16 protein-coding genes, 1 tRNA gene and 4 pseudogenes are annotated in these 21,918 nt (G+C 69.5%); 13 read left to right on the top strand and 8 right to left on the bottom strand.

Annotated elements, in window-relative coordinates:
* The first annotated feature begins 47 nt into the window (after positions 1-47).
* Positions 48-2,717, top strand: coding sequence for an AAA family ATPase (locus tag MXD62_RS39685; RefSeq protein ID WP_248829186.1), 2,670 nt, complete (start codon positions 48-50; stop codon positions 2,715-2,717).
* Positions 2,718-2,799: 82 nt separating this feature from the next.
* Positions 2,800-4,971, top strand: a complete 2,172-nt coding sequence (locus tag MXD62_RS10930) for a BTAD domain-containing putative transcriptional regulator (protein ID WP_308301232.1) — start codon at positions 2,800-2,802, stop codon at positions 4,969-4,971.
* Here MXD62_RS10930 and MXD62_RS10925 read toward each other — a convergent pair.
* Positions 4,869-5,084 carry a 2TM domain-containing protein gene (locus MXD62_RS10925; RefSeq protein WP_248829185.1) on the bottom strand — a complete coding sequence of 72 codons (216 nt, stop codon included), beginning with the start codon at positions 5,082-5,084 and terminating at the stop codon, positions 4,869-4,871. The genes MXD62_RS10930 and MXD62_RS10925 overlap by 103 nt on opposite strands.
* Before the next feature lie 149 nt (positions 5,085-5,233).
* On the opposite strand from MXD62_RS10925, the gene MXD62_RS10920 reads away from it, so the two are divergent.
* On the top strand, positions 5,234-5,395 hold the full coding sequence (locus MXD62_RS10920) for a hypothetical protein (protein WP_248829184.1): 162 nt from the start codon (positions 5,234-5,236) through the stop codon (positions 5,393-5,395).
* Positions 5,396-5,557: 162 nt separating this feature from the next.
* Complete coding sequence (locus MXD62_RS10915; RefSeq protein WP_248829183.1) at positions 5,558-8,152, top strand: SpoIIE family protein phosphatase; 2,595 nt, start codon at positions 5,558-5,560, stop codon at positions 8,150-8,152.
* Positions 8,153-8,300: 148 nt separating this feature from the next.
* Here MXD62_RS10915 and MXD62_RS10910 read toward each other — a convergent pair whose 3' ends face one another.
* Together MXD62_RS10910 and MXD62_RS10905 are read right to left on the bottom strand one after the other, a co-directional pair.
* Entirely contained in the window at positions 8,301-9,824 is a 1,524-nt protein-coding gene (locus MXD62_RS10910) for a catalase (protein WP_248829182.1), read from the bottom strand.
* 267 nt (positions 9,825-10,091) lie between these two features.
* Positions 10,092-10,277, bottom strand: coding sequence for a magnesium transporter accessory protein (locus tag MXD62_RS10905; protein WP_248829181.1), 186 nt, complete (start codon positions 10,275-10,277; stop codon positions 10,092-10,094).
* A gap of 181 nt (positions 10,278-10,458) precedes the next feature.
* Here MXD62_RS10905 and MXD62_RS10900 point away from each other — a divergent pair, with 181 nt between their 5' ends.
* Together MXD62_RS10900 and MXD62_RS10895 are read left to right on the top strand one after the other, a co-directional pair.
* Positions 10,459-10,629, top strand: a complete 171-nt coding sequence (locus MXD62_RS10900) for a CsbD family protein (protein WP_071059584.1) — start codon at positions 10,459-10,461, stop codon at positions 10,627-10,629.
* Between the two features lie 138 nt (positions 10,630-10,767).
* Positions 10,768-11,736 (top strand): TIGR03557 family F420-dependent LLM class oxidoreductase, encoded by a 969-nt coding sequence (locus tag MXD62_RS10895; RefSeq protein WP_248829180.1) that lies wholly within the window; start codon positions 10,768-10,770, stop codon positions 11,734-11,736.
* On the opposite strand, the gene MXD62_RS10890 is transcribed toward MXD62_RS10895, so the two are convergent.
* Together MXD62_RS10890 and MXD62_RS10885 are read right to left on the bottom strand one after the other, a co-directional pair.
* Positions 11,733-12,245: a DUF6328 family protein gene (locus tag MXD62_RS10890; protein WP_248829241.1), complete on the bottom strand. Its 513-nt coding sequence runs from the start codon at positions 12,243-12,245 to the stop codon at positions 11,733-11,735. The genes MXD62_RS10895 and MXD62_RS10890 overlap by 4 nt on opposite strands.
* Positions 12,246-12,542: 297 nt before the next feature.
* Positions 12,543-14,102: a CYTH and CHAD domain-containing protein gene (locus MXD62_RS10885; protein ID WP_251081480.1), complete on the bottom strand. Its 1,560-nt coding sequence runs from the start codon at positions 14,100-14,102 to the stop codon at positions 12,543-12,545.
* Between the two features lie 109 nt (positions 14,103-14,211).
* Between MXD62_RS10885 and MXD62_RS10880 the strand changes: the two genes are divergently transcribed.
* The 5 genes and pseudogenes from MXD62_RS10880 (at position 14,212) to MXD62_RS10860 (ending at position 16,990) form a co-directional block, all read left to right on the top strand.
* Positions 14,212-14,370, top strand: coding sequence for a hypothetical protein (locus MXD62_RS10880; protein WP_248829178.1), 159 nt, complete (start codon positions 14,212-14,214; stop codon positions 14,368-14,370).
* Between the two features lie 111 nt (positions 14,371-14,481).
* Positions 14,482-15,330, top strand: coding sequence for a glutamate-cysteine ligase family protein (locus tag MXD62_RS10875; protein ID WP_248829177.1), 849 nt, complete (start codon positions 14,482-14,484; stop codon positions 15,328-15,330).
* Between the two features lie 110 nt (positions 15,331-15,440).
* Positions 15,441-15,575: pseudogene (locus tag MXD62_RS10870) on the top strand (IS6 family transposase); the annotation flags it as partial.
* A 311-nt stretch (positions 15,576-15,886) separates the two neighbouring features.
* Positions 15,887-15,959 (top strand) — tRNA-Lys (locus MXD62_RS10865).
* A gap of 242 nt (positions 15,960-16,201) precedes the next feature.
* The gene (locus tag MXD62_RS10860; protein ID WP_251081484.1) at positions 16,202-16,990 is read left to right on the top strand and encodes a DUF429 domain-containing protein; all 789 of its coding nucleotides are present in this window, start codon (positions 16,202-16,204) and stop codon (positions 16,988-16,990) included.
* Positions 16,991-17,240: 250 nt separating this feature from the next.
* Here MXD62_RS10860 and MXD62_RS10855 read toward each other — a convergent pair.
* A pseudogene (locus tag MXD62_RS10855) lies at positions 17,241-17,749 on the bottom strand (transposase).
* 258 nt (positions 17,750-18,007) lie between these two features.
* Between MXD62_RS10855 and MXD62_RS10850 the strand changes: the two are divergent.
* Entirely contained in the window at positions 18,008-20,821 is a 2,814-nt protein-coding gene (locus MXD62_RS10850) for a toll/interleukin-1 receptor domain-containing protein (RefSeq protein WP_248829175.1), read from the top strand.
* Entirely contained in the window at positions 20,818-21,579 is a 762-nt protein-coding gene (locus MXD62_RS10845; protein WP_248829174.1) for a hypothetical protein, read from the top strand. The genes MXD62_RS10850 and MXD62_RS10845 overlap by 4 nt, the downstream gene beginning before the upstream one ends.
* 76 nt (positions 21,580-21,655) lie before the next feature.
* On the opposite strand, the pseudogene MXD62_RS39680 reads toward MXD62_RS10845, so the two are convergent.
* A pseudogene (locus MXD62_RS39680) lies at positions 21,656-21,748 on the bottom strand (IS6 family transposase); the annotation flags it as partial.
* Positions 21,749-21,811: 63 nt separating this feature from the next.
* Positions 21,812-21,918, bottom strand: a pseudogene (locus tag MXD62_RS40665) (MerR family transcriptional regulator); the annotation flags it as partial.

The raw sequence follows: 21,918 nt of genomic DNA, 5'->3' as shown, positions 1-21,918 counted from the left end.
TGCCCTGTAGGGCCGTCTGGGGATTTGTCGCCGGATAAGGTTCCCGCGTGGGCCACGGGAAGCTCATCGGGCGGGACGAGGAACGGTCCCGGCTCCTGGCGTTGCTCGGCGACGCGGCCGGGCCGGTCCTGGTGCTTCGGGGGGAGGCCGGCCTCGGCAAGACGGCGTTGCTGGACGAGCTGGCCGCGGCGGCGGCCGGGTTCCGGGTCGTGCGCTGCGCGGGGGCGGAGGCGGAGCGGGACCTGGCGTTCGCCGGGCTGCATCAGCTGGTCTTCCCGTTGCTGCCCGACGCGGCAGGCCTGGATCCCGCGCACCGGGCGGTGATCGACGCGGCGTTCACCGGTACGGCCGCCGCCGCCCCGCAGGTGATGGCGCTCGGCATCGCCGTGCTGGACCTGCTCACCCTCGTCTCGGCGGCCAGCCCGCTGCTGCTGGTCGTCGACGACGGCCAGTGGCTGGACGTACCCAGCGCACAGGTCCTCGCGTTCACCGCGCGGCGCCTCGCGGGTACGGCCGTACGGGTGGCAGTCACGGTGCGCCCCGAGGCGTCGTCACCGCTCGACGGGGCTGGGCTGCCGGAGCTGAACCTGGAGCCGCTGACCGAGCAGGTTTCCACCCGGTTGCTGGACCTGCAGCAGACCGGGCTCAGCCCGTACCACCGGAACATGATTCTGAAGACCGCGGCTGGCAACCCGTTGGCGCTGATCGAGCTGCCCCGGGCGGAACTGCTGGACACCGGCGCGATCGCGCTGCCGCGGCGGCTGGAGAAGATCTACGGCACGCGGCTGCGCGGCCTGCCGGCGACCGAGCGCGGCGAGCTGCTGCTGGCGGCGCTGGACGGCACCGGTGCCGGATCAGCGCGCAGGGTCGGCGCGGCCCGGTACCGGATGCGCGGCGTCGGCCAGGCGGTCGAGGCGGGCCTGCTGGCCCCGGACCCGGCCACCGGGGAGCCGGTGTTCCGGCATCCCCTCGTCCGCTCGGCCGTCGTGCAGGCCGCGACCCCGCACGAACGCCGGGCCGCCCACGCTGACCTCGCCGAGCTGCACCGCGACAGCCCGGAACGGCGGGCCGTGCACCTGGCCGCCGCCACCGTCGACCCGGACGACGACGTCGCCGCGGCCCTCGAAGAGGCGGCCGTCTCGGCTTCGCGGCGCGGCGGTGCGGCGACCGCGATCACCTGGCTGACCCGCGCCGCGGAACTCAGCCGCCGACCCGCCGACCGGTCCCGGCGGCTGGCCGACGCCGCGTACGTCGCCGGGCAGGCCGGTCTGCTCGACACCGCACAGGGCCTCGCGGAGGACGCCGCGTTGGACGGCCCGGCCGCGGAGATCACCGCAGGGTACGTGGCGCTTTACCGCGAGGGCGAGGTCGTTGCGAATCACCGGCGGATCACCGCGCTGCTGGAGTCCGGAGTCGCCGACGAACAGCTGACCGAACGTGCGCTGAGCCTGATGCTGGCGATCAGCCAGTTCGCTGCCGACCCGGTCCGCTGGGAGCGCACCGACGCGCTGTTCGACCGGTTCGGCGACCGGATGGGCCCGTCGACGGCGATTGCCCGGGACGCGTGGGGCGACCTGGTGAAGCGCGGTCACGGCATACCGGAACGGATCGCTGACGCCCTCGCCGATCCCGCCGCTCGCGCGCCGTGGGACGTGATGCGGCTGACCGTCTCCGCCTACTATGTGGGCGTTCTCGGCGACCACCGGGAGCTGCTGCTGCGGACGGTCGACCGGGAGACGGAGGCCGGCGCGGTCACCAGCGTGATGGTGCTGCTCCAGATGGTCATGCTTGACCAGATCGGCGCCGGCGCGTGGGCGGAGGCTGAGCGCACCGGCCGTCGTGGCCTGGACCTGACCGCCGGGCACGGGTACACGCTGTTCGCTCAGTCGTTCCGGGCGTTCCTCGGCCTGCTGGCCGCCTACCGCGGTGATCTGGCCCGAGCCCGTGACCTGCAGGCGGCCGTGGACGCCTGGGGACGGCCGCGCGGGCTGGGGTTCCTGACCGAGTACGCGGAGGCGATCGGCGCTGCCGCGGCACTGAGCGAAGGCGAGTACGAGACCGCGTACGCCTACGCCGCTGGAATCACCGCCCCGGGCACGTTCTCCCGCTACTCGCAGCAGGCCACCCGCACGCTGCTCGACCTGGTCGAGGCCGCCGCGCACACCGGCCGGCACGACGCCGCCCTCGCGCACGCCGAAGCCGCCCGGGATGCGGGCCTGCCGGCGCTGTCGCCGCGTCTGGCGCTGCTCACCGCCGGGGCGCTGGCGATCACCGCGCCGCGGGAGGAGGCCGGTGCGCTGTTCGCCGCCGCGGTCGCGCATCCCGCTGGTCGCGCGTTTCCGTTCGAGCTGGCGCGGATCCGTCTGGCGTACGGCGCGTGGCTGCGGCGCGCCCGCGAGCTGACTTCGGCGCGCCAGACCCTGACCGAGGCACTCGGCGCGTTCGACCTGCTCGGCGCCGCGACCTGGGCCGAACGGGCCCGAGCCGAACTACGCGCCGCCGGCAGGCCGACCCGCGCGGACCGCGCCGCGGTGGCCGCGCTGACGCCGCAGGAACGGCAGATCGCCGAGCTGGCCGCGACCGGGCTGAGCAACCGGGAGATCGGTGCCCGGCTGTTCCTGTCACCGCGCACGGTCGGTGCGCATCTGTACAAGGTCTTCCCGAAGCTCGGCATCACGTCGCGGGCCTCGCTACGTGACGCGCTCCAGAGCGGCTGACACGACGTAGGTCATCTGACAGATCAGCGGGCACCGACTGCCCGGCGATGCTGCGAGCATCGCCCGCACGGAGGAGCCCGCAGTGAGTACCACCGCCACCCCCGGAGCAGGCACGGCTTTCTCCGGCGGACAGCTGTGTCTTCGGATTCTCGGCCCGTTGCGGATCTGGCGGGGCGGCGTCGAGCTGGAGGCCGGGCCTCGCCAGCAGGCGTACCTGCTCGCTCTGCTGCTCGCCCGTGCGGGCAGGCCGACCAGCATGAGCCAGTTGATCGATCTGATCTGGGGCGACGACGTCCCGGCCTCGGCTGTCAACATTCTCCAGAAGTACGTCGGTGCGCTGCGGCGGCTGCTGGAGCCCACGCTGCCCGCGCGTGCGACCGGGTCGTACCTGCAGCGCCGCGGTGACAGTTACCTGTTCGCCGCCGGCCCCGTCATGCTGGACGTCGTCACCTTCCGGGAACTGGTCGAGGTGGCCAGGGCCGGCGTCGCGGAGCAACGGCCCGACGCGGCGCTCGACTGGTACGCGCAGGCACTCGGGCTCTGGCACGGCCCCGCAGGCGACGGCCTGGCTCACGGATCGAGTGCGATGTCCGTGTTCTCCGCACTGGACGGTGAGTTCCTCGACGCGTGCGTGGCGGCGGCCGAGCTCGCGGTGGCACGGGGCCGGCCTGCGCGCGTGCTCGCGCCGCTGCGCCTGGCCGCGGGGATGGCGCCGCTGCACGAGACCGTGCAGGCGAGTCTCGTCATCGCCCTGGCCGCCGCCGGTCAGCAGGCGGAAGCGCTGTCCGTCCTGCGGGCAGTCCGTGCCCGGCTCGCCGAGGAGCTCGGCATCGATCCCGGACCGGCGCTGGTGGCCGCGCACCGGCGTGTGCTGGAGCCGGCACCGGCCGAGGGAAGGCCTTCCGAGCGGCTGCGGGTGCCTCTGCGGGCTCCTTCCCTCGAGACACCGACCGCCGACGGCATGATCGGCCGAGCCGAGGAGCTCGCGGTGCTGCGCCGCGCGGTGGACTCGGCGTTCGCCGGCGGCGCGGGGCTCGTCGTCGTCGAGGGTGAGCCGGGGGTGGGCAAGACGCGCCTGCTGGAGGAGGCCGGCGCGGAGGCGGACGGGCACGGCGCGCTCGTCGTCTGGGGCCGCTGCCTGGAGGGCGACGGCACACCGTCGATGTGGCCATGGGAACAGGCGGTCGGCCTGCTCCTCGACAACCTGCCCACCGCTGCGCGGGAGGACTGGCACGCCGGTGAACTCAGCCGTCTCGTGGAGCCCCGCGGCGTCACCCCCGCGGCTCCGGCACTGCAGGACAAACCAGTGCTGTCGGCCAAACCAGTTCTGTCGGCCAGACCAGCACTGTCAGACACACCGGTGCTGTCGGACAGCGGCACCCGGTTCCGGCTGTTCGAACGAGCTGTCGCCCTCATCAGCCACATCTCGGTGGGACGCCCGGTGGTGATCGTCGTCGACGACCTCCAGTGGGCCGACGTCGCCTCGCTGCAGATGTTCAGCCACCTGGCCGCCCGCCTGCCGGTCAGCACCGTGATCATCGGCGCGATCCGCGACCGGCTACCCGCACCCGGCTCGGAGCTGGCCCGGATGCTCGCCGCCGTGAGCCGGCAACCCCGGCACCGCCGGATCCGACTCGGCCCGCTCAACCCGGCAGAGGCAGCTGAACTCGTCCGCCGCGACACCGGCCAGATTCCCAGCCCCGGCGTCGCCCGCAGCATCCACGCCCGCACCGCCGGCAACCCCTTCCTGATCCGGGAACTGGCCCGGCATCTCGCCGACAGCGGCGATCTCACCGACGCCGCCGCCGCACAGGCCGGCGTGCCCTCCACCGTCCGCGACGTCGTCCGTGACCGGATGGCCGGCCTCGACAACGACGCCACAGACCTGTTACAGATTGCCGCGCTGATCGGCCGGGACGTCGACCTCGCCCTGCTCGCCCACGCCTCCGAGTTCGACGTCCAGACCTGCATCGACCACCTTGAACCCCTGGAAGCACTCGGCCTGCTCGAACCCCGGCCGGGGAAGCCGTTCTCCTACCGCTTCGCGCACGACCTCGTCCGCGAGTCGGTCGCCGACACCACACCGTTGTGGCGGTTGGCCCGACTGCACCTGCTGGTCCCGGACGCGCTGGAGCGGATGAACGATACGGCTCAGTGCCTGGAGTTCAACGTGGACGGCGAGCGGACAGCCCAGACGTGGAACGCCAGCCCGATGCCCCACGCCACTATCGACCACAGGGGCCAGAAGAAATGATCCGGGGTGAGAACCGCCCACAGCACGACCTGGACAAGATTGGCCAGGACATAGCACAGAAGATGGATCCGCAGGCCCCACTTCTCGGCGGTCTCACTTTTCTTCGATTTCATTTCAGCAGGCTAGGTCGACGTACTTGACGGGGCGCGAACTCTTTGCGGATCCGCCGTAGTGTGCGTCCGAATTCGTTCAGTTCTCGTCAAGTATCTGACTCTACGCTGACCCTCGCTGGCCAGTATCCAAGAAAGAGGTCTTCCGCGACGTGTTCGCCGGCGACGTGCAGAGGGCGACCACCGACCTGATGTGGGCCGGCCAGCGGCCGAGTGACGTGCGCACGCTGCAGGAGCCGTCCGGCGCCTCGCACATCGCGATGATCGTTCAGCCCGCCGCGACGGCCGATCTCATCAGGCGCGCCACGCTCTGACGAAGCCCGCCACCGCCACCGTCATCAACCTGCCGGAGGACGCGGGCGTCTGCTTGGGCGACCCTGTGGCCAGGGGATGTGCTGATAATCCAGGTAGCACGGTTGTGTTTGTGTGCCGGCTGGGGTGGCATGTCCACCTGGACTGGAGCGGGGTGGGTAGCGGTGACTGTGGGGGGCCGGGCTGACACCCTTGCCGAATTGCGTCTCGACGCCACCCCCGACGCGGTCGCGTACGCGCGTCGGGTGGCCACCAGGGCTCTCTCCGGTACCCGCTGGCAGGCGATCGCGTCCGATGTCGCGCTCGTCGTCAGCGAGCTCGCGACAAATGCCGTTCTACACGGAAGCGTTCCGGTGTATGTCCGGCTCCGTTCCGGCACCTCGGTGATCCGGGTTGAGGTCAGTGACGGAAGTCGGGCGGAGCCCGTCCGGCCGCCGCCGGACGGCGGCGGTCTGACCGGGCGTGGTATGGCGCTGGTCGCCTTCACCGCGACACGGTGGGGGGTCGAACCCGATCATGGTGGAAAGACCGTGTGGGCGGAGCTCGGCGAGGCGGGAACCCACCACGAGGCCGTGTCCGACGCGCCGTCACCCAGCGAGCCGAGGGCTGACCGGGGCGAGTATCTGATCACTCTCGGGGATGTCCCGACAGATCTACTGCTCGCGGCGAAGCACCACGTGGACGGCCTCATCCGGGAGTTCGCCCTCGCCGCGGGCGGCGCGGCCACCGGCGCGAGCGGCACCGTGCCGCAGCGGCTGGCGGAACTACTGGAGCTGGTGACGAACCGTTTCGCCCGGCCGCGGGAGGCGATCAAGCGTCAGGCGTTGGCCGCAGTCGCGGCCGGGGAGCCGCGAACCCATCTCCAGCTGGCGTTGCCCCTGGATGCCGCGGACGCCGGCGAGGAGTACCTGGCGGCGTTGGAGGAGATCGAGAGCTACGCCCGTGCCGCCCGCCTGCTCACCCTGGAATCGCCGCCGCAGCATGTGGCTTTCCGCCGCTGGTACGTGGGATCGCTGGTGACACAGCTCCGGATCGCTGCCCGGGGCGGCGTGCCCGAGCCGGTGCGTACCTTCGAGCAGTATCTGCTGGACACCCTCGACGAGGTGGTCAGAACCCAACGCACGGCCGAACGGGTCGCGCGGCTGCAGGGGGTCACCGCGGCCCTCGCTCTGGCGACGACGCCGGAGAAAGTCGCTGAGGTGGTGGTTTCCGAAGGGGTGACCGCCCTGGGCGCGTTCGGGGGCGGCCTGCTGGTCGCGCGGGACGCTGGGCGGCTCGCGGTCCCCGGCACCGTCGGATACCGCGAGGAGGTGGTCTCGATGCTGCGTGCGGAACGGCTCGACGACCGCCTGCCGGCCGCCGATGCGATCCGCGGCGGTATGCCGGTCTGGTTGGAATCCCGCCAGGACCGCGACTCGCGCTACCCGGAGCTGGCCGAGCGGGAACCGAATGTGGTGTCGATGTGTGCGTTACCGCTGCTCGTCGGTGACCGTGTGCTCGGGGCGTTGCGGTTCTCCTTCGACCACCCCCGGCTTTTCGACGCTGACGAACGTGACTTTGTCCTGGCGCTGGCGGCGCAGACCGCGCTGGCCGTGGAACGGGCCCGGCTGTTCGCCGCCGAGCGCCGGGCGCTCGAACGCAGCGCTTTCCTCGCGACGCTCGCCGACCGGATCACCACCACGCTGGACCCACGGCGCGTCCTCGAGCAGACCACCGACCTGTTGGTGCCCCGGTACGCCGAACGGGCCGTCGCGGTCCTGACGGACGAGCCGATGACCTCCATCGGCGATCCCTCCCCGAGGGAACTCGCCCTGATGAGGGCGGTTACTCAGACCGGAACCACGACCACGACCACCACCACCGGCGGCGACGGCGACGAGACCGTACTGGCTGTGCCGCTCACCGTCGGCGGCCGTACGGTCGCCGTCCTCGCTGTGCTCTGTCGCGAGGACGGCCCACGCGCCCGCGACGAGCAGGACGCCATCGAGGAGGTCGCCCGGCGCGCGGCCGTCGCGGTGGGCAACGCTCAGCTGTACGAACAGGAACGGCGCACCGCTCTCACCCTGCAACGCAGCCTTCTCCCGCAGCGACTGCCGACGATCGGTGGGCTGTCGTTCGCCTGGCGCTACCTTCCTGGCAGCGCCGGCGCCCTGGTCGGCGGCGACTGGTACGACGTCCTTCCCCTGGACGACGGTCGGGTGGCGCTTGTCATCGGGGACGTCATGGGGCACGGCATCCAGGCCGCCGCGACCATGGGCCAGCTGCGGGCCTCCGCCCGCGCGCACATCACCACCGATCCCAGTCCGTCGGCCGTACTGGCCCGGCTCGATGAGGCGGCGAATCGTCTCGAGCAGGGACAGCTCGCCACGGCGGCGCTTGCCGTGCTGGACCCCGCGAACGCGCGGCTCACCCTGGCATCCGCCGGGCACCTGCCACCGCTGCTGGTCCCGCCGCGCGGCGAGGCCTACTACCTGCCGGTCGATCCAGGTCCCCCACTGAGCACGGGACTACCCGAGTACCCGCAGACGCGGACCACGCTCGAGCCGGGCAGCATTCTCCTGTTCTTCACCGACGGGCTTGTCGAGGACCGCAAACGGCCAGTGGACGAGGGGATGAATCTCCTGCGGGTGGCTGCCACCGCGGCAGCTTCCCCCGACCAGCTGTGCGACCAGGCCCTGGCCGCACTCGGCCGGCTGGCCGGCCCCGACGACGACACCGCTCTGCTCGCCGTCATGGTCAACACCCTGGGCCCCGCATGATCTCGCCGAGGTGGAGGTCATTGGCCCAACCGATGATCTCAGCGTGCTCGCGGTAGTGGCGGACTCGTGGTAGTGGCGGAGGTGGCGCCGCCGGCCGTGGTTCGGGCCCCGCTGAGAGGGCGGGCCCCGAACCACGGCCGGCGGACGGTCAGGCCTTGGCCTGCGCGCTGGACCGGGCCGGGTTGGCCTGCTGCGCGGCCTTCGGGTCGGTCTCGTCCTGCTTGGCCCGTACGCCTGCCTCGATCTGGGTGCCGAGGTCCTTGTCGACATTGCGCCAGTACTCGAAGGCGCGGACCAGCACGGGTTCGCTGACACCGTCGAGCAGGTGCCCGACGACGTTGTCGACCAGCCGCTCCCGCGCGGCGTCGTCGAGGACATCGCGGACCATCGTCCCGGCCTGCCCCCAGTCGTCGTCCTCCGGGCGCGAGGTGTAGGCGGCGCGAACCATCTCGCCGTCGGAGTACCAGTGGCCGCCGTCGTCGGTCAGCTCCGGCTGGGCCACCGGGCCGCTGTAGGAGTTCGGCGCGTACACCGGGTCGGTGACGTTCCGCACCCGCATCGCGCCGTCCTTGGAGTAGCTGTGGACGGGCACCTTCGCGGAGTTCACCGGGATCTGCTTGTAGTTCACACCAAGGCGGGCCCGGTGGGCGTCGGCGTAGCTGAACCCGCGAGCGAGCAGCATCTTGTCCGGCGACAGCCCGGTGCCCGCGACGATGTTGTTCGGCTCGAACGCGGCCTGCTCCATCTCCGTGTGAAAATCGGTGATGTTGCGGTTGAGTGTCAGCCGGCCGACCTCGTGCAGCGGGTAGTCGCCGTGCGGCCAGACCTTGGTCAGGTCGAAGGGGTTGAACCGGTAGGTCTTGGCCTCCTCGAACGGCATGATCTGCATCTTCAGCGTCCAGCTCGGGAAGTCCCCGGCGGCGATGTGCTCGAAGAGGTCGCGCTGGTGGTAGTCGGTGTCTACCGAGGCCATCTGGTCACCCTCGTCCTGGGTGAAGAACTCGATGCCCTGATCGGTCTTGAAGTGGTACTTCACCCAGAACCGCTCGCCGGCGGCGTTGATCCACATGTACGTGTGGCTGGAGTATCCGTTCATGTGTCGCCAGGTACGCGGAATACCGCGGTCACCCATCAGCCACGTGACCTGGTGCGCGGACTCCGGCGACAGCGTCCAGAAATCCCACTGCATGTCGTGGTCACGCAGGTTGTTGTCGGCCCGGCGCTTCTGGGACCGGATGAAGTGCTGGAACTTCAGCGGATCCCTGATGAAGAAGACCGGCGTGTTGTTCCCGACGATGTCGAGATTGCCCTCGCTGGTGTAGAACTTGACCGCGAAACCGCGTGGGTCGCGCCAGGTGTCGGGGCTGCCGCGCTCCCCGGCCACCGTCGAGAACCGAATGATCACATCCGTCTCGGTGCCGGGCTGGAACACCGCGGCCCGGGTGAACGCGCTCATGTCCTGGGTGACCTGGAAGGTGCCGAACGCGCCGCCGCCCTTCGCGTGCGGCTGACGCTCCGGGATGCGTTCCCGGTTGAAGTTCGCCATCTGCTCGATCAGGTAGTGATCCTGCAGCAGCAGCGGGCCGTCCGGCCCCACGGACAGCGAGTGCTCATCGCTGGCGACGGGTATTCCGGCATCGGTCGTCGTCGGACGAGGCTTCTGAACGGTCACGACTCACTCCATTACATCGCGGGATTTGACATCGCGGGACCTGCCCACCCGGTCGACAGCCGCGGCACCCGTCCCGGACCGCGATCCCGGCCTCGGTGATCACGAGCTCCGTGTCACCAGATGTCGGACGGCAGCGCCGTGCGACAGCCACCCCCTGTCCGTCGGCTACCCATCCCCGTACCGGGAAAACCGATTGGGAGGCGGTTCGAGCTGGGGCATAGGAGTCGGTTCGAGCTGGCTGGCGAGGGATCCGCTCAGCACCCGGGATCAGGCCCGGCGACGGATCAACGAACCTATGCCGCCACCAAACAGGCCAATCGCGCCTAGAAGAATCCCGAACGCCCCGAACGTCGTCTGCGTGTCCCAGGAGATGGCGGAGGTGAAGGCAAGTAGGACACCGATCGCAATCAGCGTGATCGCGGCAAGGGCGCCGATAATGCTCAGATCGGTCATATGGCCGTCTTGCCCGGCGACGGCGGGTTGTAACGGGGGATCCTGACCTGACCCGGATCGGTGGCCATCGTGCGGAGTTCCCTCCATTTGAACGTGCCTGCTCCTACGGGTCACCGGGCCAGAGCTGGGTATAGCCGCACCGCAACCACGCACGAGCGGTCACCCGACGGAGGAATGTCCGATGAGCATGGTGGACAAGGCGAGGAATGCCCTGCAACGGTTCACGGGACGCGGCAAGCGGACCGCAGGCCGGGCCAGCGGGGACCGAGGGCTGGAAGCCCGAGGTGCCGCGGAGAAGATCGGTGGGAACATCAAGCAGGCCGGCGAGAACCTGAAGGACACCACGCGTTGACCGATGCGCGGTGGCGGGTGCCATCAGGCTCCAGAACGGTACCGCCGCGTTCGAGACCCGCCGGGCCCGTCGCGTTGACAGAGCCGATGACATCAACTCCGATCTCGCCGGCGGCCCGGACGAGGGAGAGGAGAAGAGATGCGGGTCGGCTACAAGCTGGCAACCGAGGCGTTCGGCCCCCGGGAGATCATCCGTCAGGCGGTCGCCGCCGAGGAGGCCGGCTTCGACTTCGTGGAGCTGAGCGATCACTTCCACCCGTGGCTGGACAACCAGGGGCATTCGGCGTTCACGTGGACGATGCTCGGCTCGATCGCCGAGCGCACCGACCGGGTCGGGCTGGTGACCGGCGTGACGTGCCCGACGATCCGGTACCACCCGGCGGTGGTCGCGCAGGCGGCGGCGACCGTCGCCCTCGTGTCCGACGGGCGTTTCACACTGGGGCTCGGGTCGGGCGAGCGCCTCAACGAGCATGTCGTCGGGCGCGGGTTCCCCGCTGTGGCCAGGCGGCACGCGATGCTACGGGAGGCTGTCGAGATCATCCGGCTGTTGTGGCGGGGTGGGTACCACTCCTACGACGGGCGTTACCTCCAGCTGGAGGACGCGCGGGTGTTCGATCTGCCTGATCCGCTGCCGGAGATCGCCGTCGCCGCCAGCGGCGGGCCGTCGGTTCGGCTGGCGGCCGAGTGCGGCGATGCCCTGTTCGCCACCGAGCCCAAGCCCGGGATCGTCGAGGACTACGCGGCCGCGGGTGGAACCGGGGCGCGTTATGCCGAGGTTCCGCTGGCCTACGCGCCGGACGAGGCTGAGGCGGCCAAGGCTGTACACGCGACAAACCGGTGGGCGCTGACCGGCTGGAAAGTGATGAGCGAGCTACCCAATCCGGTCAACTTCGCCGCCGCGACGACGACGGTCACCGAGGACGACGTGAGGGGGCAGTTCGCCTGTGGTCCCGACCCGGCGCGGCATCTGGCGGCTGCCCGCGAGTTCACCGACGCCGGCTTCGACCAGCTGGTCCTGATGAACGCCGGCCCTGACCCGGACGGCTTCTTCGACTTCTTCCGCTCGACCTTGGCGGCGCCGCTGCGAGCCCTGGCCCCGGCCGCCTAACGGCCGGTGTCCCGATTGCCGCGCAGCCGGACGGCCATCGGGACGATCGCCCACAGGACCACCAGCAGCGCGAGAGCCGCCGCACCGGCGACGATCGCGGCCATGCGCCCCTCGACGACGTCGAAGATCAATGCCACGACGCCGGCGAGGGCAAGCGCGAGCAGCGCGAGCCCTGCCTGGGCGACCCGGCTCGCGACGCGGACCAGCGTCTGCTTCTCCCGGTGACCGAACACGGCCCGGTGAATGCTGACCGGCATCACGAGCAGGCCGGTCGCACCGGCCGACAGGAGGACGACGGCCAGGTACAGCGAACGCTGCTCGTGGTTCAGCGTCGTGAACCGTTGCTGGAACGGCAGTGAGAGCAGGAAGGCGGTCAGCAGCTGCACACCGGTCTGGGCGACGCGCAGTTCCTGGAGCAGCTCGCTCCAGTTACGGTCGGTCCGCTCGGCCTGAGTCTCGCCGCGGGCTCTCGCGGCGTCGGCCCCATCGGGTGCCCCGTCCTCCGTCATCATCATCGCGGGCCTACCCCGCCCGACAGCCCCAAACCGGGGCGATGCCACGTCGGCGAGCGGCGGGCGGCGAGGGCACGCCGATCACCGTCGTCTCCCGCAGGGCGTGCGCGGCGGTCCGCGTCGGCTCCGCCGTTCGCCGCGTTCGCTCTGGGCGCCGTGCCCCGGGGACGGGGGCTGGGGAGCGCCGCATGCCGGGTGGAGCGACAGCCGTTCGGGCCTTCCGGGTCACCAGGCCCACATCCCCACCTCCATCAGTGCGATGAAAACATCTGTGCCCCGTTCTGGGGTGGTTTATCAGTGCAGCCAGCGGCGGTGGCGCCGGCGGGAGAGCTTCGGCCAGCGGGCGGCGAAGACGTCCCTGGTCAGGTGCGCCCGTTCCCGCTCGCCGCCGAGGAGAAGGCCGTAGGTGAACGAGGATTCGCCGGCCTGGTTGGCGGCGATCGCGAACTCGCGCAGGACGCCCTGGGCGACGACGCAGTCCTGGTGCTCACCCAGGCTGTTCTGGATTTTCCTGGCTCGCCTGGTGTGCTTCGCGGCGTGTTCCCCGTAGACCGGCGTGGCCGCCTCGCTCGCGTAGCGCAGCTGCTTCGCGGCCTTCCGCGCGGCGTGCAGGGCGGCGTCCTGGCTGTCGCCGGCGGGGGTGTGGAGGGCTCGATCGACCCGGCGGCGCAGCTTGCGGTCGGCTTTGCGGACCGGGGCGCGCAGGGCCGGCCCGGCCGGGCGGCGACCAAGAGCGGAATACGGTGGTTCGCCGACGAAGGCGATCAGGTCGTCGAGGAAATCCAGGTACTGCGCGTCGCGCATCCAGGTCAGGGCCTGCTCCCGGCCGCGCAGGTGCTGTGCGCGCAGATGGCCCTGCACGCGGGCGGCGACGGGGCCCAGCAGGTCCCGTTCGTCGAGCGCGTCGATCCCGGCGGTGAACCGCTTGAGCTGGACCTCGCCGTCGCGGGCGGCGTTGAGCAGGAGGTTCAGTTCCCGCAGCCGGGCCTGGAGCGCGCGCGCCGGCGCTGGGTCGAACAGCCGCTGGAACGTGCGCAGGGCGCTGCGCAGCCGGCGGGCGGCGACCCGCATGTCGTGAACAGACCCGGGATCGCCGAGGCGCACGCGGGCGTCAGCGGCCAGCAGGGCCCGGGTATGGGTCGCCAGATAGCCCCGGACGGCCTCACCCGCGGTTCCCCCGGCCGGGGCGCCGTCGGCGGGGAGCTCGGGAAGTTCCGGCCGCGCCGCCCGCGATCCGAGTGCCCGGGCGAGCTTGGACGGCCCGGCGGCCGGCCGGGCCCCGGCCTCACACAGCACCGCGCCGGTCGCCGGCAGGACGTCGAGGTCGTCGCCGAGGGCCTCGACCTCGATCTCCCGCCAGCGGGACAGCGTCGTCGACGTGCCCAGTGTCTGGGCGTGGACCTCGTCGTCGGCTAGTTCCGCAAGGTCCCGTCCGTCGGGGGCGCGCAGAGTGGTCGCGCGGCGGACGGTCCGCACCCGCGCGACGGGGGCGAGGGGCCTGCCCCGGGTGGTGGCGGCCACGAGGTCGGCGAACTCGCCCGGGACAGTGCCCTCGGCGGAGGGGTCCCGCTCGATCGCGCCCAGCGGACGGCTGATCTCGTCCCGGCCGGCCCCCGAGCTCTGGAGCTTGAGATGCCAGCCGGCGTCATGCCCGCCCTGGCGCCGTCGCAGCGTGATGCGGTTGCGGGCAAGCCGCAGATCTTCGGTGTCGTAGTAGACGGCGTCGAGATGCTCCTCCGTCGGCCCGGCGGTCGAGGCGACCCCGGCAAGACCGGTCAGGGCCGGGACGACGAACGTCGAACTCACGTCGAATTTGGTCTCTACCTCCCGATGCCCGTGGGCCGATGTGCGCATAACACCCTCCGTGTCGGCTTTCACTTCTCCTTTCGGCCTACCCGCTCCGATGTCGGTAACCCGCCGCCCGCGGTGGGGTGAGCGTGCCTGCCTGGTGTACGGCGGCTCAGTGCGGTGTGAGACGGGGCTGTCCGGGTACCCGATCGCCGTCGAGCTCGACGCGGTCGCCGACGGCGCCACCCCCCACCGCGCAGTCGATGTCGGTACCCGCACCCGCCGCTCCCGGCCACGCACCGCACAAGCCGGAACGGCGCCCGTCACCACCTGACCTGCGCACCGCTCCAGCACCGGGGCAGGTCGAGATCGACGGAGTTCCTGGACGGCCGCAGGCGAGGCGTACGCGCGGTTCTCGTCTTCTCCGCCGCCCACGCGGAGATCGGTGGGGACTTCTTCGACCAGTCTCGCGGTACGTGTCACCGCGTCCCGAGTGCTCTCCCACGGCGATGGCCGCGGCGAGGACGGCGGCGGACTCGACGGTGATCTCGACGTCGAGCTGACCCGGGAGCAGGTGGAGAGCGGCTCCGTACCGCGCACCTCGCTCGCGTTGCTGCGGACGTCGCTGTCGGTGCTGACCGCGTTGTCCGCGAACTCCCCGTTCTGGCACGGCTACGCCAGCTACCGCACGCAGGTCTGGGCGCGCTGGCCGACGGCCGGGGCGCCCGCAGCGTTCGGCTCGCCAGCGGAGTACGACCGGGTGGTCGAACTGCTCGAGCGCAGCGGCGCGGCGATGGACGACGGCATGATCTACTATGACGCTCGGCTCTCCCACGACTATCCGACCCTGGAGCCGCGGGTCGCGGATGCCTGGCTCTCGGTGGATGACGCCGTTCTGCTGGCGGCGCTCTCCCGCAGCCTCGTCACGACGTCGGCGGCCGAGTGGCCGGCCGGTGCCCGACGCACGCCCGGAGATGCTGCGCGCGGCGGCGTGGCGGGCGGCACGCGACGGCCTCCGGGGGAGCTGCTCGATCCCGTGACCGGCGCGCTGGTGACGGCCCGCGGAATGGTCGACCGGTTAATAGCCCGGGTCGCCCGGCACTCGCCGCGGCGGGTGACCTGGAGGCGGTCGGTGGAATGGTGGACAACCTGTTCGCCCGCGGCACCGGTGCGGAGCGGCAACGTGCCTGTTGCGTCGGCGTGGACGGATTACCGACGTGGTGGATCTGATTGTGCGGGAACCGATCCGGATTCCTCGGACGCCGTATCGGCTACAGAGCCGCTTCTCGGATGAATTAGGACCTGCTCGACGGGCAAAGAGTGCGATGCGGTCTGTTGCAGGCGCCGGAGCAGATCCGGCGCAGGCGTCGAGCGTGATCGGATGATGGCTCGCCTACGTCCTCGCGCTCCGGCCAGACCATCAGCGCCGGACACGCCCTCGTACAGAACATCCGCCGCGGCCACTACGACCTCGCCACCGACACCGATCCACAGCTGTGGCTGTCGGTCGCGTTTGCCGAACTCGTCCACGTCATCTGACCGCCGCTCACCGAGCCGGCCGCATGTCTCGCTTCCTCCGAACACAACACCGCCCCGCCGGGACGGGCACGATCCGGCTGCGGCGTCGCGGGTACGACCTTCATAGGTCGATTGCAGACGGACCCGCCCGGTAGGCACGGCCACCCTCCTGCCTGCTCGGGCGGGATGACGGTGCCGAGCTCGCCCACCTGGGCGGCGCTCCGACCGCACCACCCGCCAACCCCCAGAACACCCTCCACCGTGCCCACCAGCCAGAAGCTCACGCCCAGCCCTCCCCCCGCCCGGGTAGTTGGGTACGATGGGACGCAGCAGGGCCGTTAGCTCAATTGGCAGAGCAACCGGCTTTTAACCGGTGAGTTCAGGGTTCGAGTCCCTGACGGCCCACCTCGGAGGGCATTTCCTGCGCATTTTTCAAGCATTCTCAAGGTCAATTTTTTGGCGCTTTCACGGTCACCGGAAGCTGGCCGGACCGGTTTTATGACGGCCGTAGAACCGTGCGGACTCTTACCGGTTGCTGTAGCCTCGTTCCTTCTCCCAGCGGAGCATGTCTGGTGCTGGGTGTAGTGCTGATCTTCGAGGATTCGATCGCGAAGAGACCTTTATGCCCTGCCGCGTACCCTGATCAGATGATGACGATCGGCGTGGACCTGGCGGCGGAGCCGAAGAAGACCGCACTCGCCCGGATCGACTGGTCGCCAGGTTCAGCGGTGGTGAGGGAGGTCCTACTCGGTACGTCGGACACCGCGATCGTCATGTCGATCAAGAAGGCGGACAAGGTCGGTATCGACTGCCCGTTCGGTTGGCCGGAGTCCTTCGTCGCCTTCATCGCGGCCCACCAGGCCGGTAACGTCGTCGTCTCACCGGGGGTCACTGGTCTGGAGTGGCGACGTGCCCTGGCGTACCGAGCCACTGATCGGCGGGTCCAGGCAGAGACGGGGCTACGGCCGCTCAGCGTCGCCGCCGATCGGATCGCGCATACGGCGATGCGCTGCGCGGGACTACTGGCAACACTCGCAGGCGACGGCATGCCCGTGGACCGCGCCGGAGGTGGCGTCGTCGTCGAGGTGTACCCGGCCGCGTCGCTTGCCCGGTGGGGGCTACCGCACCGCGGTTACAAGACCAGGGACAACATTTCCGTCCTCGGCACGCTGGTCGACGCTCTCCTCGATGCGGCTGGATGGCTGGATCTCGGCACCCATGAAGATCTTTGCCGCCGTTCTGATGACGCCTTCGATGCCGTGATCGCCGCGATGACCGCCCGTGCCGCGACGCTGGGCCACACCGCCGCCCCCGGACCGGACGACGCCACCGCCGCGGAACGGGAGGGGTGGATAGCACTGCCGACCAGCCCGCTGTCCTCCCTCGTGCCAGACGGCCACCCGAGACCGGCCGAGCACCTACCTCCAGGACGGTGACTCCGAAGATCGAACCATGGGAGCGGCCTTGTTCGTCTACTGCTGATAGCAGTCACGGTCAGCGCCAGCCGAACATGATTGAATGTGCGATCGGTGTTGTCTTCGCACGGCGATGCGCGGTGTTCACGAACGATCGGGCTGCGGCGTGGCCCTAATGTTGTCCCGGTGACCTATTCTGAAGGCCGATCATCCTCGGCGGGGCTGTTGCATTGCGAGGATGCGGCGCACGCCAGGGCCCGGGCAGTCACGGTCAGACGGCTTGGGTGAGCTCGGTGAACGCGGCGGCCAGCCGCAGCTGTGGGTCGGTATGGGCGGCGAGTTCGTAGTGGCCGCGTCGGATGTTCTGAACCAAGGCGTTCCCGGTGCTGATCGTCTGGACCGAGCGGAGGCGTTCGAGTCCGCGCATCGGCCGTAGCCGGGCTTTGAGCCGGCTGTGGTCGGCTTCGATTCGATTGTTCTCTCTGGCGGCGTCGACATGGCAGGCCTCGGGGAGTAGATCGTCGAGGAACCACCTGTCGCCCGGACGGTGCCGGCAGGGCCGGGCCGCCTCAGCGAGCAGGGGCGTGAAGCGCTGTACCCACCGGTACACAGTCACGTGATCAACCTTGATGCCCCGTTCGGCGAGCAGCTCCTCGATATCCCGGTACGGCAGCGCGAACCGCACTACCACCGAACCGCCAGCACGATCACCTCCGGCGGGAACCGGATCCCGGCGAACTCCGACGTCGGAACCGGTGGACGGACACGACGTCGGCGCACGGCCCGATCATGACCGATCGGCGGCCGCGCGCTGACGGACTGCGCCGATGCAACAGTGTCGGGAGCGCTGAGTCGGCATGCCGACACCGTGTGTTATCATTCTGACGTCGTAATTGGCAAAATTTTCAAAGGCCACCGCAAGAGTTCTGTCGAGAGGCGCGGTCGGCCGCAATACATGTGTCACACGGGGGATTTGATGTTCGGGCGCAGCTCCATGAAAGACTGGCAGCAGGCAACGGGGGATCTTCTCTTCGGCCGATGGCGAGGTGGCGGCGTCACCGCTTAATTTCGGAGGTGTCTGTCGACCACGCGTCCGGACCTGAGCCGCACCGCGGGGAGACCTCGCCGGCGGGCCGGCCCCCGACCTCTGGGCGTAGTTTCTTTATCTCCTATTCCCGACATAACCGGGACTGGGCGGACTGGGTTTCATGGGAGCTCGAGGCTGCTGGTCACTCGGTTAACGTCCAGCACTGGGACTCTGTTGCCGGAACGTCTTACCTGGCCTGGATCGAGACTTCCATCCGAAACGCCGACCATATTGTGGTGCTGCTTTCGGAAGCTTACCTGAACTCCGCCTTCGGGCAGACGGAATTCCTCATGGCCTACCAGGTCGACCCGTCGACCGCCCATCGCAGGGTAATTCCGATACGGGTTGAGAACTGCGAGCCTCCGCGTGGTTCATACCTCGCTCAGCTGACCTATTTTGATCTCTTTGGAATGGCCGTAGAGAAAGCTCGACGGCAGTTGGTGGAGAGCGTCGAGGCTGTGATCAGTGGCCGCGACCGGCCGAAGATGCCACCAGTGTTCCCCGGCGGCGTCGGTGGAGACGGCCGTCCGTTCCACACGAGCGGTACTGCCCGACTCGCCGGTCGCCGCTTCCCGGTGCACCCGCCGGCCGTCGGGCGTTCCGCCACCCACTTGTCCGGCTTCTGGTCCTCTCTCCGCGGGGCGCTGCGCGGCCGGGCCGCCACCCTGACACTCGGCCTCACCCTGGGCTGTACCACGGTTGCCGGCGGGCTCACCATCGCCTCCGGTGTCGGCTTCATGACGACGGTGTTCCCGGCCGTACTCGGCTGCGCCTTCCTTTATTTCTTCGTATTTTTGATCCGGGATGCCTGGCCAAAACAGTTCTGGCCAAACTACGCCGCAAACGACCTAGAGGTCGCTGTCCGCGGCGAATGGACGGAACAGATTCGAAGACTTCAGCTCAACCGGAACACGCTGTCCGTGCGGTGGACGGCCGCGCCCTCGGATCTGTGTGACGACTGGGAGACTCTCATCCGAGTCGCGCACGGACCGGGACGTCCTGAACCGGATACCAGTCACTGGTTCGCCGGGCCGCACGAGCTGGTCGGCGGTGAGAACGAACTCGCGGCGGCGCTCGACCGTATCCCGACTCGCAGGCTGGTAGTCCTGGGCGGCGCGGGCTCGGGGAAGACCACGATGCTCATTCGTCTGGTGGTGGACAGGCTCGCTACCCGGCAGCCCGGAGCAGAGGTTCCCGTACTCATATCGCTGTCCACCTGGGATCCGGCCCAGGATCTTTTCGCCTGGCTCGAAGAACGCCTCATCGTCGTTCATCCGTATCTGATGCAGAGGGTTGGTCCGACCCGCCGGACGATGGCCCGGGAGCTCATCGAGGCCGGCAAGATACTGCCCGTTCTCGACGGCCTGGATGAAATGCCTGAACATGTGCGTCCAGGGGCGCTGGCGGCAATCAACCATGCACTGCTGCCCGGCCAACCACTGGTGCTGTCATCCCGTATGGACGAGTATCGGGCCGCCATCATGGCCTCCGGCACAAGCCCCGTCTTCAGCGTGCCCTCGGTGGGACTCGACGCGGCCGCCGGTGTCGAACTCCGGCCGGTGGACCCGGCTGACGTTCGTATATATCTGCGGACCATAGAGGGAAGAGGGCGCGCGGCACACTGGGACCACCTCCTTGAGGCGGTGACCTCTGACCCGACCCTGCCGGCCGCCCAGGCGCTCATGTCGCCATTGATGATCTGGCTCGCGCGCACGGCGTATGCTGGAGGAAGCGGCCGGGAATCTGATCTGGTCGAGGTGCTCGACCAGATCAGATTCCCGGATCGCGGGGCGGTCGAACGACACCTGCTGAGCCAATTCGTGGCCGCCGCCTATCGCGACACCGGGCGCGCCGAGCAGGCGGAGCGTTCGCTGCGCTTCCTTGCCCGGCATCTGCGGGACAACTGCCGCGGTATGCCGGACCTGTTCTGGTGGGAGCTACCGAAGGCAGTTCCCACCTCGATGCTGCGCTTACTGACCAGTGTTGCGATCGGCGTGACCGCTGGTTGCACTGTCGGATCACTTTTCGGTCTCGGCATGACCGTGCTTGACCGCTCGCCGGTAAGTACTGCGAGGGCCGCCGGAATGTTCGCGGGCCTCGCGTCCGGTCTGGCAACGGGTCTGCTGTGGCTGGCGGCTTCCTATGTCGGGACCTCCTCGCCGGCGCAGCGCCTGCGGTGGCGGCCGAGCCCGGTGCGGCTGCCGCTCATGCTGGCTGTGGGCGGTGGGGTCACGTACCTCGTGGCGCTGGCCAGCGGACTGGCGGTGGGCGTCCTGATAGGTGTTGTCGGCGCCGTTTTCGCAGGTGTCCAGACCGCGCCGGTCGACCCTCTGGCCGCTGCGACTCCGCAGGCTGTGTTCGCCCGCGACCGTGCCACCTTCGTCTCCCTGGCGCTGGTGAGCGGAACCACGGGGGGCGTGACGGGAGGGCTCGGGCTTGCGCTGGCCTCGGGGTCCGCGTTGTCGACGCGCTTTGTCATCGGTGCTCCGGCTGGCCTTCTCATTGCCGCGGCGGCCGGACCCTGTGCCGCCACGCTGGGTGCCGTGTGGGGGTGGTTCACGGTGGTGCGAGCGTGGCTTGCGTTCGACCGCCAACTGCCGCTGACGCTCTTCCGGTTCCTGGAGGACGCCTGCGGACGGGGTGTTCTGCGCCAGGTCGGTGTCGCGTACCAGTTCCGTCACATTGATATCCAGAACCATCTCGCTCCGCCTCAGGACCCGCCGGGCGCGGAAAGCTCAAGGTTGCCCACGGCGGACCGCCCGTGACCTCTCACGGGTCCGCGGTGCGGGTCACGCAGGCGAAGGATGACTCGCTGCTCGCTCTCTCCGACGACCTCTTCATTGTCGCGATCACCGCGCTCGTAGCGGTGATCGGAGCGGCCGTGTGGTGGGCGTTCGCTGTTCGGGCGAGGCGGGAGAAGACGGCGGCCGCGATGCGATGCTCTCTCCACGTCGCGCTCATCGCCCTGACCTGTTTCGGGCTGGCCGCCACATTCCTACGCGTCTCCTTGGGCACGAAGACCTATGATCAGCTTCCGCCCCTACCCGACCAGACACAACCGAATCCCTTCGGCATCCATCTGACAGACGTCGCGGTCGACGGGGTGCCGGTGCCGGTGGGCGGGAGGCTCGTCGTCGAGCAGCGGAACACATATCTCCTCTCCGGACGGATCGTCGACCCACATCCGGAAGATCATGCTCGCGCTGGCTACAGCTACTTCGTCCTGAGCACCAACAAGTCCGTTCACTTCCTGCGTTCCGTGCCGGGGGAGATAAAGCCGACGCCCGACGGAACGTGGCAGCTCATGGTTACGATAAACACCGAATTCTGTTACTATCGGTATCCATCGTTGTTCTCCGTCGTGGTGGCTCCGGAATCTGTCGCAGCGCAGCTGCGCGCCGAAATTGGACGGAACTCACGGTGGAGCTATCTACGACAGCTGGACTGGTTCGGGGTGGGCGACGCCTATGTAGACAAAAAACCCAGAAATCCGACGCTTCGGACGTGCTACGACGATCGATGATGCCGGGACGGCCTCATCGATCGAAGCGGTCGACCTGAAGGCGGATTGAACCGCCCCGGGAAGGTTGGAGGCTCTACCAGCGGACCCCCAGCACGATCACCTCCGGAGGGAACCGGAACCCGGCGAACTCCCACATCGGGGCCGAAGGACGGACCACACCTCGCCTCATCGCCTGATCATGACCTGCCGCCACACGGGGCCCGTCGAGTGGGGCAACAGTGCCGTCTGTCTGTCAGGGGGTCTCGGCGGGTGGCGGCTGGTCGGTTGTCAGTTGGCGTGATTGCTGGTTGAGCCGCTGGGCTTCGGCGAGTTGGTCTTCGAGGATGACGATGCGGCAGG

It is taken from the genome of Frankia sp. Mgl5, from assembly GCF_023242985.1.
Lineage (GTDB): Bacteria > Actinomycetota > Actinomycetes > Frankiales > Frankiaceae > Parafrankia > Parafrankia soli.
This window is presented reverse-complemented; position numbering and strand designations above follow the sequence as displayed.